This window comes from Myxococcus qinghaiensis (assembly GCF_024198215.1).
Lineage (GTDB): Bacteria > Myxococcota > Myxococcia > Myxococcales > Myxococcaceae > Myxococcus > Myxococcus qinghaiensis.
Genome location: NZ_JAKCFA010000009.1, coordinates 364,371 through 381,275, shown reverse-complemented (window position 1 = coordinate 381,275; position 16,905 = coordinate 364,371). Strand labels below are relative to the sequence as shown.

15 protein-coding genes are annotated in these 16,905 nt (G+C 70.3%); 9 read left to right on the top strand and 6 right to left on the bottom strand.

The window, feature by feature from the left end; genetic code table 11:
- Positions 1 to 126: 126 nt before the first annotated feature.
- Together LZ199_RS19480 and LZ199_RS19475 are read right to left on the bottom strand one after the other, a co-directional pair.
- A complete protein-coding gene (locus LZ199_RS19480) occupies positions 127 to 1,272 on the bottom strand; it encodes a sensor histidine kinase (RefSeq protein WP_253995223.1) in 1,146 nt (381 codons plus the stop codon).
- Between the two features lie 92 nt (positions 1,273 to 1,364).
- On the bottom strand, positions 1,365 to 2,507 hold the full coding sequence (locus tag LZ199_RS19475; RefSeq protein ID WP_253995222.1) for an esterase/lipase family protein: 1,143 nt from the start codon (positions 2,505 to 2,507) through the stop codon (positions 1,365 to 1,367).
- Between the two features lie 109 nt (positions 2,508 to 2,616).
- On the opposite strand from LZ199_RS19475, the gene LZ199_RS19470 reads away from it, so the two are divergent.
- The 6 genes from LZ199_RS19470 to LZ199_RS19445 all read left to right on the top strand — a co-directional run bounded on the left by LZ199_RS19470 (position 2,617) and on the right by LZ199_RS19445 (position 10,659).
- Positions 2,617 to 4,695 (top strand): S46 family peptidase, encoded by a 2,079-nt coding sequence (locus LZ199_RS19470; RefSeq protein ID WP_253995221.1) that lies wholly within the window; start codon positions 2,617 to 2,619, stop codon positions 4,693 to 4,695.
- 199 nt (positions 4,696 to 4,894) lie between these two features.
- Positions 4,895 to 7,282: a serine/threonine-protein kinase gene (locus tag LZ199_RS19465; RefSeq protein ID WP_253995220.1), complete on the top strand. Its 2,388-nt coding sequence runs from the start codon at positions 4,895 to 4,897 to the stop codon at positions 7,280 to 7,282.
- A 54-nt stretch (positions 7,283 to 7,336) separates the two neighbouring features.
- Positions 7,337 to 8,161: a hypothetical protein gene (locus LZ199_RS19460; protein ID WP_253995219.1), complete on the top strand. Its 825-nt coding sequence runs from the start codon at positions 7,337 to 7,339 to the stop codon at positions 8,159 to 8,161.
- 11 nt (positions 8,162 to 8,172) lie between these two features.
- Complete coding sequence (locus tag LZ199_RS19455; RefSeq protein WP_253995218.1) at positions 8,173 to 8,991, top strand: hypothetical protein; 819 nt, start codon at positions 8,173 to 8,175, stop codon at positions 8,989 to 8,991.
- 376 nt (positions 8,992 to 9,367) lie between these two features.
- Entirely contained in the window at positions 9,368 to 9,967 is a 600-nt protein-coding gene (locus LZ199_RS19450; RefSeq protein ID WP_253995217.1) for an adenylate/guanylate cyclase domain-containing protein, read from the top strand.
- A 41-nt stretch (positions 9,968 to 10,008) separates the two neighbouring features.
- Positions 10,009 to 10,659 carry a glutathione S-transferase family protein gene (locus tag LZ199_RS19445; RefSeq protein ID WP_253995297.1) on the top strand — a complete coding sequence of 217 codons (651 nt, stop codon included), beginning with the start codon at positions 10,009 to 10,011 and terminating at the stop codon, positions 10,657 to 10,659.
- Between the two features lie 7 nt (positions 10,660 to 10,666).
- Here the strand turns inward: LZ199_RS19445 and LZ199_RS19440 are convergent, their stop codons facing one another.
- The 3 genes from LZ199_RS19440 to LZ199_RS19430 form a co-directional block, all read right to left on the bottom strand.
- Entirely contained in the window at positions 10,667 to 11,491 is an 825-nt protein-coding gene (locus tag LZ199_RS19440) for a glycosyltransferase family 2 protein (RefSeq protein ID WP_253995216.1), read from the bottom strand.
- Complete coding sequence (locus LZ199_RS19435) at positions 11,488 to 12,087, bottom strand: HAD family hydrolase (RefSeq protein WP_253995215.1); 600 nt, start codon at positions 12,085 to 12,087, stop codon at positions 11,488 to 11,490. Before LZ199_RS19435 ends, LZ199_RS19440 begins: the two co-directional genes overlap by 4 nt.
- Before the next feature lie 99 nt (positions 12,088 to 12,186).
- Positions 12,187 to 12,627: a host attachment protein gene (locus LZ199_RS19430; protein ID WP_253995214.1), complete on the bottom strand. Its 441-nt coding sequence runs from the start codon at positions 12,625 to 12,627 to the stop codon at positions 12,187 to 12,189.
- Between the two features lie 192 nt (positions 12,628 to 12,819).
- Here LZ199_RS19430 and LZ199_RS46160 point away from each other — a divergent pair, with 192 nt between their 5' ends.
- The 3 genes from LZ199_RS46160 (at position 12,820) to LZ199_RS19410 (ending at position 16,127) form a co-directional block, all read left to right on the top strand.
- A complete protein-coding gene (locus LZ199_RS46160) occupies positions 12,820 to 14,019 on the top strand; it encodes a PEGA domain-containing protein (protein WP_256569230.1) in 1,200 nt (399 codons plus the stop codon).
- Positions 14,020 to 14,023: 4 nt separating this feature from the next.
- A complete protein-coding gene (locus LZ199_RS19415) occupies positions 14,024 to 14,377 on the top strand; it encodes a hypothetical protein (RefSeq protein WP_253995213.1) in 354 nt (117 codons plus the stop codon).
- A 208-nt stretch (positions 14,378 to 14,585) separates the two neighbouring features.
- Entirely contained in the window at positions 14,586 to 16,127 is a 1,542-nt protein-coding gene (locus tag LZ199_RS19410) for a serine/threonine-protein kinase (protein WP_253995212.1), read from the top strand.
- A gap of 128 nt (positions 16,128 to 16,255) precedes the next feature.
- On the opposite strand, the gene LZ199_RS19405 is transcribed toward LZ199_RS19410, so the two are convergent.
- On the bottom strand, positions 16,256 to 16,789 hold the full coding sequence (locus LZ199_RS19405; protein WP_253995211.1) for an FHA domain-containing protein: 534 nt from the start codon (positions 16,787 to 16,789) through the stop codon (positions 16,256 to 16,258).
- Between the last annotated feature and the right edge of the window lie 116 nt (positions 16,790 to 16,905).

Below are 16,905 nucleotides of genomic sequence, written 5' to 3'. Positions count from 1 at the left end.
TGAATTCGGCCACGCCCAAGAGTTACGAACCGCCCCACACGGGCGCCAATCGCATGGCGCCAAGGTTTCATCCCATCGCGCCACCGAGCGCGCAGGGCGCTTGTCTGGGGGTTTGCTGTCCCGGGCTCAATCCGTGGGACGGCGTTTCTGGAACGGGCGCGCATCCTTCGGGATGTCGATGACGAAGGTGGTTCCGACCTCGGGGAGGCTGTCCACGCCGATGCTCCCGCCGTGGGCCTCGGCGGCGCCTCGGGCCTGGGCCAGTCCCAGCCCCCAGCCCCGCTTGGTGCCTTCCTCCGCGTCTGGAAGTCGGTGGAAGGCCCGGAACAGCGTCGCCTGCTGCTCCACGGGAATCACGCTCCCATGGTTGTGCACCGTGATGAAGACGCGCTCGTGGGACTGCTTCACGGAGACGGTGATGGGCCGGGTGGACGCGCCATACTTGACGGCGTTGCTGACCAGGTTCTCCACCGCGCGCCTCAGCGAGTCTGGCTCGAAGTGGCCTGGGACAGGCTCCGGGGCGATGAGCGTGAACCGCTCCCCGTGCTCGGTCCGCTGATTCTCGAGGGCCTCACGCACGACTTCGACGAAGTCGCGCTCTTCCAGCACGAGTGAGAGCCGGCCACCGGCATGGACCCGGAGCGCATCCAGGAGGTTCTGCACCAGCCGGTCCGCCCGGTCGATGTTGTCGGCGATGCGCGCGGCCCAGCGCGGCACCTGGTCTCCCGAGGGCTTGCGCAGGATGAGACTGACGCTGACCTTGGCGGCGCTCAGGGGGCTGCGCAAATCGTGGGCAAGCGTGGCGAAGAGCTGCTCCCGGAGTCCCTCCTGCACCACGACGTAGGCCGTGCAGGCCTTGCCGATGGCCTCGTCCAGGGAGACATGGAGCCTGTTCCGCTCCGAAGGGCTCAAGGGCATCTCCTCCTCGAGCACGGAGAAGAGCACCCCGCGAAGCACCTGGTACTCCGTGACGACGTCCTCCAGGCGAAACCCCGTCATGCGGACACGCTCACCGCCATGCGCCTCCGCGAGGATGTTTCCCTCGGTCGCGTCGCGCCGGGGATGATTCTCGGAGAGGGCCTCGGCGATCTGCTGGAGCAGCGCGGGAAGCGTGTCGATGAGAATCGGATGGCTCTCGGTGGCCGCGGCGGGGACCCGCTTCCTCACGCTCGCCTCCCAGAGCATGAGGATGCGGTCCGCGTTGGCGAGCAGGCGCGAGGCCCCACTGGAGCCTTCCTCGGCTTGTCCTGGTCGTTCCTGCTCTCTGCCCATGAGCCCAATCTGGGTCTCCGAGCGCGGGATGCGCGTGGGCTCGCTCGCTGGTGGGCCAGGGAGGCTGGGGCCTGGCCGAGTCCCGGGAGGGCTCAGCGCGGCTCGTCCTCGAAGAGGAAGTCGGTGATGGCCTTCCACGTGGCCTCGAACTGGGGCCGCCGGAAGCCGGAGCCGGAGATGAGCCAGTCCACGTGCGGCGGCTGGTGCGCCGGCTGGTCGAAATGGCCAATCGCATCCAGGTGGTCCGCGCGCACCGCCGCCAGCACGCGCCCATAGACTTGCGAGCGGGTGGGGACGATGCCGTCACACGCCGTGGGGCCCGGCATCGCCCCATACGCCTGCACCAGCGCCGCCGTCTGCGCGGGCGAGTGCAGCGGCAGCGCCGTCAGCGGCATCCGCTGCGTCTGCCCATACATGAACGCGTAGATGGTGTGCGTGAGCTGCGCGTAGGGGTCCAGCCCCGCCGACACGCGCGTGCGCAGCGACGGCGGCCGCGCCTGCGTCACCACCGAGCCATAGCGCACGCCCGGCCTGTCCAACGTGCTCGCGTTGAACAAATCAATGCCCTCCGGTGTGAGCTGCGGAATCAGCGATGTGTCATTGCCCACGTCGCTCAGGAACTTCGCCACCGCGTCGCGCCGCTCGGAGGAGAAGTCTCCCAGGAGCTGGGCATAGAGCTGGTCCAACAGCGTCTGCTTCCACCCGAGCTGGTCATCCGCGCGCGCCATCAGGTGCCCGAAGCGGAACACCACCCGCAGCGGCAGCCGACCGAAGCGCAGCACGTACACGGTGAACAGCGACAGCAGCTTCAACAGCTTCTGTCCGAAGAGCCCCAGGAAGAACGACGCCAGCGGCGTGCCCGCGTGTGGCGCGGACACCGTCACCACCGAGCGCACCCGCCGCGCGAAGGGCTCCAGCTCCAGCCCCTCCGCCAGCTGCGCGCCAGGGCTGACGAACAGCCGCGCGTCCAGGCCTCCCGTCGAGTGCCCGATGAGATGGATGGGGCCGTCATCCCCGCTCGCCGTCTCCTGGACCGCCCGGAGCAGGTCCGCCGTCCGTGTCCGGATGGACGCCGTCGGATGAGACAGGACGATGACGACCTCCGACTCCCCCATGCCACGACGAGCCAGCTCCGCCTTCAGGTAGTCGAGTGCATGTCCGAAGTAGACGAGCTCGCCCAGGTTGATGAACCCGAAAAACCCGGGGACCAGATAGATGTGGTGCTTCGCGGCCATTGTCTCCACCATACCTGACGCGACGCGTGATTCCCGCTCGGGAATGCACCCCCCGAGCAGGCGTTCACCGGCGCCTTTCTCACCCCGTCAACCAGAAGGACGAACAAACGTGGACCGTGCATTGCTCGCACTTGGCCTGCTCATGTCCCTCCCCGCCGCCGCGGACGAGGGCATGTGGACCTACGACGCCTTTCCCGTGGAGTCGGTGAACAAGGCCCATGGTTTCACGCCCACGCAGGCGTGGCTGGACAAGGTCCGGCTCGGCTCGGTGAGACTTGCCGGCGGCTGCTCCGCCAGCTTCGTGTCTCCGGACGGCCTGGTGATGACGAACCACCACTGTGTCCGCGGCTGCATCGAGGATTTGTCCTCCCCCAAGGAGGACCTGCTGTCCAGGGGCTTCCAGGCCCGCACGCCGGCGGAAGAGCGCCGCTGCCCCAAGGTGGAGGCCAACCAGCTGGTGAAGATGACCGACGTCACCGAGCGGATGAACGGGGCGACGAAGGGCCTCACCGGCGCGGCCTTCAACACCGCGCTCAAGAAGGAGATGTCCGCCGTGGAGTCCGCGTGCGCGACGTCCACCGACGTGCGCTGTGACGTGGTGACGCTGTTCAACGGCGGCAAGTATCACCTCTACGAGTACCGCCGCTTCCAGGACGTGCGCCTGGCCTTCGCCCCCGAGTTCTCCATGGCGGCCTTCGGTGGGGACCCGGACAACTTCCACTTCCCGCGCTTCGGCTACGACGTGGCCTTCCTGCGCGTGTGGAAGGATGACGCGCCCGCGAAGAGCCCGGACTACCTGCCGTGGGCGAAGCAGGGCGCCAAGGACGGGGACCTGGTCTTCGTCTCTGGCCACCCCGGCGGCACCGAGCGCAAGGCCACCGTCGCGGAGCTGGAGTTCCAGCGCGACGTGAATCTGCCCTACACGCTGCTGCAGCTCTCCGAACTGCGAGGCAAGCTGAAGGAGTACTCCAGCGGCTCTCCGGAGCGCTACCGCACCACGCGCTCGCGGCTGCGCGGGGTGGAGAACGGGCTGAAGGCGCTGCGCGGTCGGCACCAGGCCCTGGCGGACCCGTCGCTGCTCGCACGCAAGCGCGAGGACGAGGCGGAGCTGCGCAAGCGCGTGGAGGCCAACGCCACGGTGAAGGCCGCCACGGCGGGGGCGTGGGAGGAGACGGCGAAGGCGCTCGACGCGTACCGCCGCATGATGCCCGAGTACCGGATGAAGGAAGGCACTGACGCGTTCTCCTCCGAGCTGTTCTCGCTGGCGCGCCACCTGGTGCGAATCGCCGACGAGCAGCCCAAGGCCAACGCGGAGCGCCTGCGCGAGTACACCGACGCGCAGCTCCCCTCGCTGCGGCAGAACCTCCTGCGCGCCGCGCCCATCACCTTGGAGCTGGACGAGGCGGTGCTCGCGTTCGGCCTGGGCCGCCTGCGCGAGACGCTGGGCGCCGATGACCCCTTCGTGCGGCAGGTGCTCGGCGCGGAGGCTCCCGAGGCGCTGGCGCGCTCGCTGGTGCGCGGCACGAAGCTGGGTGACGTGAAGACGCGGCAGGCGCTGCTGGACGGCGGCAAGGCGGCGGTGGACGCGTCGAAGGACCCGATGGTGCTCTTCGCGCGCAAGGTGGACGCGGAGGCGAGAGCGGTGCGCAAGCGCTACGAGGACACGGTGGAGGCGGTGCTCAAGCGCAACGGCGAGCGGCTGGCCAAGGCGCACCTCGCGGTGTTCGGCACCTCCGGCTACCCCGACGCCACCTTCACGCTGCGCCTCAACGCCGGGCAGGTGAAGGGCTGGGACGAGAATGGCCGCGCCGTGCCCGCGCTGACGACGTTTGGTGGCGCGTACGCGCGGCACACGGGCAAGGACCCCTTCAAGCTGCCGGACACCTGGATGAAGGCGAAGGGCAAGGTGCCGGACGCGACGCCGCTGGACATGGCCACCACCAACGACATCATCGGCGGCAACTCCGGCTCTCCCGTCGTGGACCGCGAGGGGCGCGTCGTGGGCCTCATCTTCGACGGCAACCTGCACTCGCTCGGCGGCCGGTATGCGTACGTCCCCGAGACGAACCGCGCGGTGGCGGTGCATGGGGACGGCATCCTCGCCGCCCTGGAGCATGTCTACGGCGCCACACGCGTGGTGAAGGAGCTGCGCGCGGCGAGCGAGTTGGCGACGCCACCCGCCAGGTAGGTTGGGTACGGAGTTCCCGCAATCCCCCGTTCCTCAAGCTGTGAGAAGTCGATAGCCGGCGCGCCCGAGTCGGGGCGTGCCGGCGTCCAGTGTCCTTGCGGAAATCCCACAGGGACGTGTAGCAACGCCAGATGACTGGCCAAGGCGTGTCAGGGGCTCCAGGATAGAATGCGGCTTCCGGAGTGAAGGCCGGTCTTCCATGAGTTCCTCGGCGGCACACGACATTCCACTCGGCACCGTCCTTCGGGACACGTACGAGATTTCCGGCGTGCTCGGCCGAGGCGGCATGGGCACCGTCTTCCTGGCGCGTCATCTGCGGCTGCCGGGTCGGCAGGTGGCCATCAAGGTGCTGCGGCCCGACTCGAGCCTGGGGAAGGACGTCTACCTTCGCTTCCGGCGCGAGGCGGAGATTGCGTCGCGGCTGGGCCATCCGAACATCGTGGAGGTCATCGACTTCGACACGCTGGAGGACGGCTCGCCGTTCCTGGTGATGGAGCACCTGCGCGGGATGCCGCTGTCGCGGCGGATGCGCAAGGGCGCGCCGCTGACGCTGCCGGAGGTGTTCTCGATTGCGCGGCAGATGGGCTCCGCGCTGCAGGCGGCGCACGGCGCGGGCGTCATCCACCGGGACTTGAAGCCCGGCAACGTGTTCCTGGTGCCCATGGAAATAGCGGGCATGCAGGTGGAGCACGTGAAGCTGCTCGACTTCGGCATCTCCAAGATTCTGGATTCGAAGACGGTGCAGACGCAGGACGCCATCCTGCTGGGCACGCCGCAGTACATGGCGCCGGAGCAGGCGACGGGGAAGAACAAGGACGTGGACCTGCGCACGGACATCTTCTCGTTCGGGTGCATGGTCTACGAGATGCTGGCCCGCAAGCTGCCCTTCAAGGACGGGGGCATCCTTCCGGAGCTCATCTACCGCATCGTTTATGATCCACCGGAGCCCCTGGCCGAAGCGGCTCCGGAGACGCCCGAGCACGTCATCCGCGCGATTGAAAAGGCGCTGGCCAAGCGCCCAGAGGACCGCTTCCCGGATGTGAGCGCCTTCATCGCCGCGCTGACGGGGACGCCGCTGCGCACCGTGACGCCGCCCGCGGACATGCCGCCGCAAGTCGTCGCTCCGCCCGCCGCGCAGGTGCCCACGGCGACCGTGCAGCCCCGGCCCATCGCGTCTCCTCCGTCGAGGCCCGCCACGGTGGCCGCCGCGCCCCGTCGTCCGTCCCAGCACGCACCGTCCCGCCGGTCCGCGCAGGGTGAGCCCGCGCAGGCTCCAGAGTCCGCGCGGCGCCCTGTGAATGGTGAGTCCGCGCAGGCTGCCGAGGCATCCCGGCGCGTCGCGAATGGTGAGTCCGCGCAGGCCGCCGAGGCAGCTCGGCGCCCTGTGAATGGTGAGTCCGCGCAGGCTGCCGAGGCATCTCGGCGCGTCGCGAATGGTGAGGCCTCGCACGTCGCGGAGGCTGCTCGGCGCTCGGCGCAGGGCGATGCTTCACGTCCTTCGGCGTCCTCTGGCCTCGTCGGGAAGTCGGTGCGCGTGTCGTCGCCGAAGGCGGGCTCCTCCTCGCCTCCCGTGCCCGAGGCCGTGGCGATGGCTCCGCTCGAAGTGTGGAGGCCGCCGACGGCCGCGCCGGTGAGCCCGGCCCCCTCGGAGTCCGACGACTCGGAGCCCGAGCCTCCGACGATTCGCTCCGCCTCGCGAGGAGTCGCGGCCATCGTCTCGCGCAAGTTCCTGGTGCGGGCGGCGCTGGCCGCGGGCCTGCTCATCGCCGTGGGCCTGGGGCTCACGCGCGTCCTGCCCCTCTCGTCTCGGGACGCCTCCCTGTCCGCCTCGAACAACCCGGCTCCGCCCGTCCCGGCGCGCGAGGCTCCTCCCGCATCGCCTGGCGATGCCCCCCCTCCCTCCGCCCTGACGCAAGGGAACTCGCCGGCCGTGGGACATGGCACGCCCGAGGCCCCTCCATCATCTCTGGTGCAGGCGAACCCGCCGGCCGTGGGACATGGCACGCCCGAGGCCCTTCCTTCGTCGCCGGTGCAGGCGAACCCGACGGCCGTGGGGATTGGTGGGCTCGAGGCCCCGCCTTCGTCGCTGGTGCAGGCGAACCCGCCCCCCGTGGGACAGGACGCCCAGGCGCCGCGCGAGGACTCGCCGCTGGAGAAGGCGAAGCCGGAGGGCGCGCTCGCCGTCGGTCCTCCCAACGCGGTGCCCTCGACCTCGGAGGCGAGCGCGGAGGTGAAGGCGAAGCCCCGGGGCAACGGGTCCACCGAGCTGGCCCGAAACCCCGGAGGCACCCCGCGCCCGACGCCCGAGACGGAGACGCGGCGTGGCAAGGAGACCATCCAGGCCGGCGCGCTCGCGGACCTGGAGCTGGCGGAGCAGGCGCTGGAGCGCGGAGACCCGGCCGAGGCCCTCCACCTGGTGCGCCGCAGTCAGCGGACCCAAGTCACGGGCGCCTCCTTCGCGCTGATGACGCGCGTGCACTGCCGTCAGAAGGACTTGTCCAACGCGCGCACCGTCTGGCTTCGCGTGCCCGCCACGGAGCGCACCCAGGTGCGCCAATACTGCAAGCAGTACGACATCGCCCTGTGAAGGCGGCGCCCGTGACGGGCGTCCACGCGGGGCTCCACACCCAGGGGGAGTTGCTTGAGAGTCTTGTTGGCGTTGAGTGTCGTGGTCGTCGCGCTCGGCTGTTCCCGAAACGCGCGCCCCACGGGGGAAGCCCCCAAGCCGGAAGGACAGGCGTCGGTCTTCACGTCCGAGGGCGGAGACGTCATCACCATCGTCCCGCTGCTGCCCGAGGGCTCCCGCAAGGCCCTGGTCCAGTTCCACGCCCCAGGTGATGACCTGGACGGCAAGGTCGCCCTCCACAGCGTCAGCGACGACAACGCCTACTGGACGGACTGGCGCGGCAAGCGCCTGCGCCTGGTACGTCTGGCCCCGTCCAAGAAGTCGAACGGGAGGAACACCCTCAACCGCTTCGACAAGGAAGACCCCGTCACCCTCTACCTCAGCGAGGAGCGCTCCAAGAAGGTGGACGTCGACGACGTGGTGGAGCTGTACCAGCGGCAGCTCGCGGACGGCACGCTCCAGCGCGCCTCCGCGTTCGACAAGGCGTTCTGGGCCGCCTCCGAGGAGCGCGACCTGGCCAGGCGGGTGAAGGAGACCCACGAGAAGTGCGGCACGTCCTTCCCCATCGTGGTGGCCTGGGACACCGTGCCCGACCAGGAGCTGCGCGAGCACCCCATCGGCGCGTACTGCGCCGGACCGCTGGAGGCCCTCGTGAACCTGTGCCGGGACTCGGAGGAGGCGCGCACGACGGTGAAGCGCGCGCTGCGGCGCATGGAGTGCCGCAATGGCGCCAGCTACGGCGGCAAGGTGGAGAACGGCACGCTCCAGTGGACCATCGCCCCCGCCTCCGGCGGCATGGACACCGCCTCCTACGCCGACTTCTTCCTGGACCACCTGTGAGGCTTCCTCCCATGACCCTGGCCCGTCGCCTCGCGCTGCTCCTGACGCTGTCCTCCTCCTCCGTCCTCGCCCACGAGCCCCCTTGGGGACGCGAGGACTCGCTGCGCAAGCGCATCCTCCTGGAGCGCACCGCTGTCTGCACCGACGGCAAGGGGCACTACGTCTCCTCGACGGAGGTCTTCGAGAGCTCGCAGCGCCAGCTCTTCTACGGAGACGGCGCCACCTTCACCGAGGTGCCCATCGCCCCCAACGTCGTCCGGCTCTCCACCGGCTCCTTCTTCGAGCCGCGCTTCTGGAACCCGGAGCTGTCCTTCGACGGGAGCGGCCTGGACGCGCGCGCGTACTCCGTCGTCAAGGTGGACGCGACGGCGGGCACCTGCTCGGTGCGCTGCGGCCAGCGCGAGACGCCCTTCACGTTGATGGCGGCGGAGCCCGCGCGCGAGCTGCTGCGCAAGGCGGCCTACAACCCCAGCCCCATGAAGTACGAGCCGTACGCCCTGCTGCGCGACACGAAGGGCGTCTACTTCCTGGTGGAGCGCGGCCGGTCCGAAGCGGAGCAGAAGAGCTTCCGAGTCTTCATCGGCCCGAGGGGACGGCTGAAGCCGCAGCAGATGCTCAACGTCGTCTCCGACTCCAAGGGAGAGATTTTCTCCACCAAGAAGGGCGACCTCCAGCTGCTGTTGGACCGCGAGCTGCCCTCCGTCTGGGTGGAGAAGAAGGCCCGCCGCAAGCTGCGGCAGGTGCCCGTCTCGGAGAACCTGGCGCTCATCTACAACGAGCTCGGCGTCTACACCGGGGCGCGCCTGGGAACCCCCTGCGACGACCTGTGAGGCCCACCCCTCACTTGTCCTGAGCAGGACCCCCACCCGACTCCCCACGTTGGAGGTCGAACACCTTGGTGTCCGACCTCATGGGAGGTTTGCGCGCCGCGTCAGTGATGAATTATCCTGATGGAGTCGAACAGGATGGTTCACTTGTTGTCCTTTATCCTCACGGGCTCTGACGCAGCAAGGCAGAGAGCGAGCGGCCGTTGAGGCCATGCCGTGAGGGGCCAGGGAATTCACGAAATGCATGGCCGCGCCCTCCCAGGGCGAGGAGTCATCCGGGGCCCGGTCCCAGCCGTGACGGGGGGCTCGGCTGGGACCGGGGACCTCGTCCTGGAGTAACGTTTCAAACAATTGGCATCGGGGGGAGGGGAGATGAGCGATGGTGGTGGAGGAACCCGAGCCGGGGAAACTGTCGGCCATCCTGTTCACGGGCATCGAGGCGGTGGGACGTCAGTCCTGGCGTGACGAGGCGCTCCAGCAGGTGGTGCGCGACGAGCACGCCGTGCTGGTCCGCGAGCTGTTGCCTCGCCACGGTGGCCGCGAGGTGAAGCGCCTGGAGGATGGCTTCCTCTTGGAGTTCGAGGGGGGCCTTGCCGCCGTGGACTTCGGGCTGGAGCTTCAGCAGGCCCTCAAGGTGCACAACGACCTGGTGGCCGTCGAGCGCCGCGTCGTCATGCGCGTGGGCGTGCATCTGGGCGTCGTCGTGCACCGCGAGGGCGACGTGTTCGGCGAGGGCGTCAACCTGGCCGCGCGCATCGAAGCGTTGGCGAGGCCCGGCACGCTCTACGTCAGCGAGACGGTGGCGCGACAGGTGGAGGGACAGCTCGAGTCCCCGCCGGTGCGGCTGGGCCGGGGCGAGATGAAGAACATCCGCCTGCCGGTGGCCGTGTACCGCATCGACCCGCCGGAGCACCGCCGTCGTCAGCCGTGGTTGTCTCGCGTGCGCTCGCTCTTGAGCCGCAACACCCCGGCGCACTGAAGCACGGGCATCCCGCCGCATGGAGCGCTACCGTGCGCGCCATGTCCCCGCTCACCCTCGTCGTTGCCTCGAAGAACTACTCCTCGTGGTCGCTTCGGCCGTATCTGGCGCTGGCCCACACCGGGCAGCCGTTCCAGGAGGTGGTCATCCCCCTGGACACCCCGGAGACGCGCGAGCTCATCGCCCGGCACTCGCCCAGCGGACGCCTGCCGCTGCTCAAGCATGGTGACCTGTCCATCTGGGACTCGCTGGCCATCTGCGAGTATCTGGCGGAGACGTTTCCGGAGGCCCACCTGTGGCCCCAGGAGCGCGTGGCCCGCGCGGTGGCGCGCTCGGTGACGGCGGAGATGCACTCCAGCTTCACGAAGCTGCGCGAGCACATGGGGATGAACCTGCGCGCTCGCCGGCCGGGACAGGGCCGGGTGCCGGGCGTCGCCGAGGACATCGCCCGCATCCAGGCCTTGTGGACCGACTGCCGCGCCCGCTTCGGGCAGGGCGGACCGTTCCTCTTCGGCGCCCACTTCACCATCGCGGACGCCTTCTTCACGCCGGTGGCCACGCGCTTCGTCACCTACGACGTGGCGCTGGAGCCGGTGAGCGCCGCGTACCGCGACACCCTCCTGTCCCAGCCCGCGTACCAGAAGTGGGCGGAGGCGGGGCTGCGTGAGCCGCCCGTGGCCAAGTACGAGTGAGTGGGCCTCAGTCCAGCCGGCCCTCGCGCACGCGGGCGAACAGCTCGTCGTAGCGCTCCTCCGAATAGATGCGCGCCAGCTTCGCGTACCGGCCCTGGCGCAGCTCGCGCAGGTACGCGTACTTGATGGAGTGGTAGCCGGCCACGCCCCACGCCAGCCGGGAGGCGTCCGCTCCGCCGCGAAAGACGGCGCCGTTGAGCACGCCATCCCGCACCCACGCGGCCAGGCGCTGGAGGACCACGGGCTTGAGCCGGCGCTGCTCGAAGTGGGCGCGCAGGGCCCAGAGCAGTGCGTAGCGCTCCTCCTTGGCGCAGCGGCGCGCCACGGAGGTGGCGAAGCGGTGGTCGATGGGCGCCTGCACGCGCCCGCCCCGCATCTTCGGCAGGGCCTCGTGGACGATGTGCCGCGCGTGCCACACGGCCTTCTCCCGCCGCACCAGCCGCGCGCGCCACTGGGTGCGGAAGAGGAAGCGGCGGCCCTCCATCTCCGCCCAGTCGCGCCGGGGCAGCCGGTAGACGTCCGCGTCGGGCGAGGAGCCCTTCCACGCGCGCAGCGTGTCCAGCGCGCCGGGCTCCAGCGACTCGTCCGAGTCCAGGTAGAAGACGTAGTCGCACGGCGCCAGCGCGTTCACCGCGGCCACGCGCGCGGCGCCGTAGCCCCGCCAGGCGTGTGACAGCGAGCGCGCGCCCAGTGAGCGCGCCAGCTCCGCCGAGCCATCCGTGGAGCCGGAGTCCATCGCCACCACTTCGTCGCAGAGGGCCAGCAGGCCTTGAAGGCAGGGCGCCAGCGTGTCCTGGTTGTCGCGGTGCAGGACGTAGCCACCGAGCCTCATAGGCCCAGTTCCTGGAGCTGCGCGTCGAAGGCGGCGGCGGTGGTGAACAGCCGCCCGCGCAGGCCCAGCGCGTTGGCGGTGTCCACGAACTCCGGCAGGTCGTCGAAGAAGGCGGCCTCTTCGGGCGCGCAGCCCGCGCGCTCCAGGGCGATGCGGTAGATGTCCGGCTCCGGCTTGACGCTGCCCACCTCGCAGCTCATCACCAGCGCGTCGAAGCGCTGGAGCAGCGGCAGCCGGGGCCGCAGGTAGGCGGCGTGCAGCGCGTTGGTGTTGGACACCAGCACCAGCTTCACCCGCCCGACGAGGGACTCCACCCGGGGCAGCACCGCGTCGTGGGTGGTGAAGTGGCTGCTCCACAGGGGCGCGAACTCCGCCATGGGCAGCTCCACCTGGAGCGCCCCGCACACGCTGCGGCGGATGCCCTCCGCGTCCAGCTGGCCCTTGTTGGCCGCGGTCCACCCGGCGCCCATCAGCCGCTGGGAGACTTCGTGCGCCTGCATCCGGGCACACGCGCCCAGTCTGGAGAAGAGCAACGCGTTGTCGTGGAAGACGAGGACGTTGCCCAGGTCCAGCAGGACCGCCTTCACCGCCGCCATTCATGCTCCTCGTGCCGCGCTCACTCCGCGCGGACCCGGGCGCCCGCCCCACCGCTGGCGCCCGGACTGCCGCTTCCGGAAATTCCGGAAAAGGCCACGCTAGAGGAGGGGGACGCGCTCAGGCAAATCGCGGGCGGGCACCGTGGAGTAGTCGGAGCCCACATCCAGCAGCACGCGCTGCCGCACCCGGGTGCTCAGCGCCTTGCGCAGCCTGCCGAGGAATTCGGGAGGCGCGGCGATGACGAGCTTGTCGAAGGCGTGGCTGTCATGGCCCTTGTCCAGGGCGACGGACAGCTCCCGGGCGAAGCGGTCATGCTCCAGCTCCCGGCGGCCGTTGGGCTCGTTCTCACCCGGCGGGCCATGCAGGGTGCCGGCGTTGGGGTTGTCTGGCTGTTCGCGCAGCTGCACGCTCTTCGCTCGGCTCTCCTCGTGGAGGAACTCCTCGACCAGACTCCACTCCTTCTCCGCCTTCGCGTCCGTCGCGAAGAGCCTTGCCCGGCTCGCGTTCCCCACAAGAATCCAGAGCTTTGCGTCCGCCATATGTCACGCCTCCTTAGGATGGGAGATGCGGACCCCCGCGACACCCGGCAAGCTTCCTGCCGCGAGCCGCTTCCCCTCCGCGCGCAGGGCAGGCGGCCATGTCGTACAGGGTTGACACCCACACGCCGACCTCCGGTGTCTGGAACCCGGCCGATCATTCCGTTGGGAATGGCAAAGGAGTAGAACGACGGCATGCGCATTCCCGCCGTTCTGCCTGTCGCCATGCTGGCGCTCGTGCTGCTGGCCCGTCCCGCGCGGGCCCAGGAGCAGGGCCTGGGGCTGGACCTCAGCTCCGATTCATCCACCCAGGACACCCCTGAGCAGCCGGGCATGGGGTTGGACCTGAGACCCGAGGACGAGGGCGTGTCGCTGACGCCGCGCTTCATCCTCGTGGGTCTGGACACGCCGGAGCGCGCGGGCGCGCAGCAGGCCTCGGTCTGGCTGCGGGAGCTGGCGAAGGGCGCGGTGTCCTCCGGCATGGTGGCCTTCGGCGGCAGCCCCCGCGACGTGCGCGAGCGGCTGGAGAACCGCTACGACGCGACGCTGCGCTGCACGCAGGCCTCGTGTCTGGCGGAGCCGGCGGAGGCGCTGGACGCGGACCTGCTCACCACGGCGCGGCTGTCGCTGGAGGACGCGGGCTGGACGCTGCGCGCGTGGACGTACGACCGCGACCGCAACGTGGTGCACGAGGACGTGGTGTCCGGACGCAACCCGAAGGACGCGGCCTTCCAGAAGGAAGCGGCCAGCAAGCTGGGCAGCCGGATGATGGCGCTGGGCCGTCCGCGCGCGGTGCTGAAGGTGAGCGTCAACGTCCCCACCGCGGTGGTGAAGGTGGGCGAGCGCATCCTCGGCGTGGGCAGCGTGGAGGCGCGCCTGCCGCCGGGCACCGCGCAGCTGGAGGTGTCCGCGGAGGAGTACGCGCCCTACACCAAGACGCTGACGCTCAAGCCCGGTGCGCGCGAGCAGGTGGAGGTCCGGATGGAGATCTCCGGTCCGGCGCCGGAGGGCCCTGAGGACGCGGTGGCCCGGAAGGCGGCGAAGAGCTCGGGCGGCACGCCCATCTACAAGCGGCCGGCGCTCTACACGGCGGTGGTGGGCCTGGTGGCGGTGGGCGTGGGCGCGGTGATGGGCAAGAGCGCCAAGGACGTGGAGTCCCGGGCGAAGGACGCGGATGGAGACGGGATGATCGACGTGACGCGCAAGGAGCGGCTGGATGCGCAGTCGCAGGCCAACCTGGCCACGGCGCTGCTCATCGGTGGTGGCGCGGTGACGGCGGGCAGCGTGACGTGGTTGCTGGTGGTGCCCTCGCGCAGCGAGGCGCCGGCGCCCACGGGCACGGTCAGCGCGGGCGCGGCCACCGCGGTCCACGTCGTCGTTGGCGGGAGCTTCTGAACCCATGAAGACCTTCAATTGCTGGCTGCGAGCCTTCGCCTCCCTGCTGCTGGTGTCCGGCGTGGCGGGCTGCGCGGTGGATTTCCCCAAGGACTCTCCCTACACCTGCGAGGTGGAGGCCGACTGTGGCGGGGAAGGGTACGTGTGCACGTCGCTGCCCAACGACGGGCCCAAGTACTGCTGCCTCCCGGAGCCCGAGGAGAAGTGCAACAACGTGGACGACGACTGCGATGGGCAGATCGACGAGGGCATCGACCGGGGGTCGGATCCGCTGAACTGCGGCGCCTGCGGCACGGTCTGCGCCGCCGAGCAGGCCTGTGTGGAGGGTCGGTGCCAGCTTCGCGCGGGGACTCCCTGACGCAACGGCACCGGCGACAGGTGGGCACGCCCGTCCGTGGGTGGACGGCGGACGGAGCGTGGAGGCGTGCATGCGGGCTTGGAGCCTCCGCCTGGAGTGAGGGGTCCTGGTGGACCTCTGGCGGAGGCAACGGCGCGGACGTTGCGTGGAAGACAGAGGGTCCGGCGTGGGTTGCCGTTGGGCCTGGGCATGGAGAGTTCTTCACACCATGGGCAACGATGACCTCTTCGCGCAGACCCTGCTGTCCGGTCGTGGAGGCTCCATGAGTGGCGAGCCCCGGATGGGCGTGGAGTTGCGGGAAGGCTCGGTGCTGGGCAGCTACCAGCTCGAGACGTTCCTGGGTGAAGGCTCCATGGGACGGGTGTTCCAGGCGCGTCACGCGCGGCTGGGACGGCAGGTGGCCCTGAAGGTGCTGAAGCCGGAGCACGCGCGGGACGGCGGCTTCGTGCAGCGCTTCTTCCAGGAAGCCCGCACCGTGAATCAAATCAACCACGAGCACATCGTGGAGATCTTCGACTTCGTGGACGAGGGCGAGGGCGGCCACGTCTACTGCGTCATGGAGCTGTTGCGGGGCCAGGGGCTGAGCGCGCTCCTGAGGCAGGAGCCGCTGTCGCTCGCGCGCATCCAGCGCATCGCCGTGCAGGTGTGCGCGGCGCTGGGCGCGGCCCACCAGGTGGGCGTGGTGCACCGGGACATCAAGCCGGACAACCTCTTCCTCACCCAGCGCGCGGGCCAGCCGGACTTCGTGAAGGTGCTGGACTTCGGCGTGGCCAAGCACCTGTCCTCCGAGGGGGCCCCCACCGGCACGCTGGACGGCACCATCATCGGCACGCCGGCGTACATGTCTCCGGAGCAGGCCGCGGGTCTCTCGGTGGACGCGCGCTCGGACATCTACGCGGTGGGCAACATCTTCTACGAGATGCTCAGCGGGCATCCGCCGTTCCAGGCGGAGGCCTTCGGTCAGCTGGTGGTGCAGATCATCACCCAGCCGCCGCCGCCGCTGCCCTCGCACCTGCCTTCGGGCGAGCCGCTGCCGCCCCAGCTCGCGGACCTGGTGATGCGCTGCCTGGCGAAGGAGCCGGAGGCGCGGCCCCAGACGCTCGCGGAGGTGACGACGGGGTTGTTGCTGATGCCCCTCCAAGCGCCCTCGTCGCCGGAGGCCCTGGCGGCGCTGGAGGCCTCGGAGCGGCCCACGCGGCGGATGGCCGTCGTCGGAGCGACGCGCCGTCGCGCGGTGATGGCCGCGGGCGGAGGCGTGCTGGCGCTGCTGACGGGCGCGCTGCTGTGGACCGGGATGCGCTCGACGGAGTCGGTGAACTCGACGGGCTTGTCCGGCTCGGCGGACGAGTCCCTCCTCGCGCGCGCGCCGGAGTCCGTCGTGGCGCCCCGGCGCGAGGCCGAGGCCCGGGCGGAGCCGTCGCTGCCCGAGCTCGCGCATCCCGCCGTCAGGCTCACCGTGCACTCCTTCCCGGAGGGCGCGCAGGTGGTGCGCTCGGACACGGGCGAGGTGCTGGGCATCACCCCGCTGGTGCGTGAGCTGCCTCGCCGCGAGGTGCCGCTGACCCTGAAGGTGGAGCTGGCGGGCTACGTGTCGTCGGAGCGCTCGGTGCGACTGGACTCCCACGCCGAGCTGGAGGTGCCGCTGGCCAAGTCCCTCACCGCGAAGACGAGCGCGAAGAAGGGCACCCGGAACGCACCCGCGCCGCGCAAGGGCACTCGCGCGGCGAGCGCTGACCCGGCCTCACGGTAGGAGCAGGCAGCCGCGCCGCGAGGCCCCTTCGGGACGGGCAGGCTGCTCGTGGCGAGCGCCGCTCCTTCGTGCGTGAGGGCGCTCATGCCGCGCTGCTCTTGGCGAGCCCTGTTGCGCGGCCTGCCGCCTCAGCGCGAGGCGGCCGTCTGCGCCAGGACCTGCGCGGCGATGCGGGAGATGCGCTCGTCGAAGCCGTCCGCGTCATGGAAGGTGAAGCGCACGTCGCCCACCTCCAGCTTCGCGCCGGGGCTCAGCTCCGCGCCGTCCTCGGAGAGTTCCTGGCCCTCCAGCTTCACCGGCCGGGCATCCGCCACCTTCGCCACATGCCAGCCCGCGTGGGGCCGGGGGGTGAGGATGAGCTGCTCCCTCGACACCGTGGCGTCGTTGACCACCAGCGCGTTGTTCGAGGCGCGGCCCAGTCGCATGGGGCCTCGCTCCGCCAGCGCCACCAGCTCGAAGCACATGGCGTCCCCGGCGGGCAGGCAGTCCCGCAGGTCCGTCAAGGGCAGTCGGGTGGCACCCACGTTCCCCTCCGTCGTCTCGGGGACGTTCCACGCGCCCGCCTCCCACACCAGCCAGGGATGTGGGTACTTGGCGCGAAACTTTTCCTTCAGAGCCATGTGCTGCCTCACCAGCAGCGAGAGCAGCAGAGCGCGAGCCATGGGGTGACTCATAACCTCTTCGGGGCCCGCCAGGCGCGAGAAGGTGCGTCCAGGTGTCCACGAATGGTCGGAAACCAGGCGGGGGAGGCCCCTCTCGCGCCCGGGCGGGGGCCTGT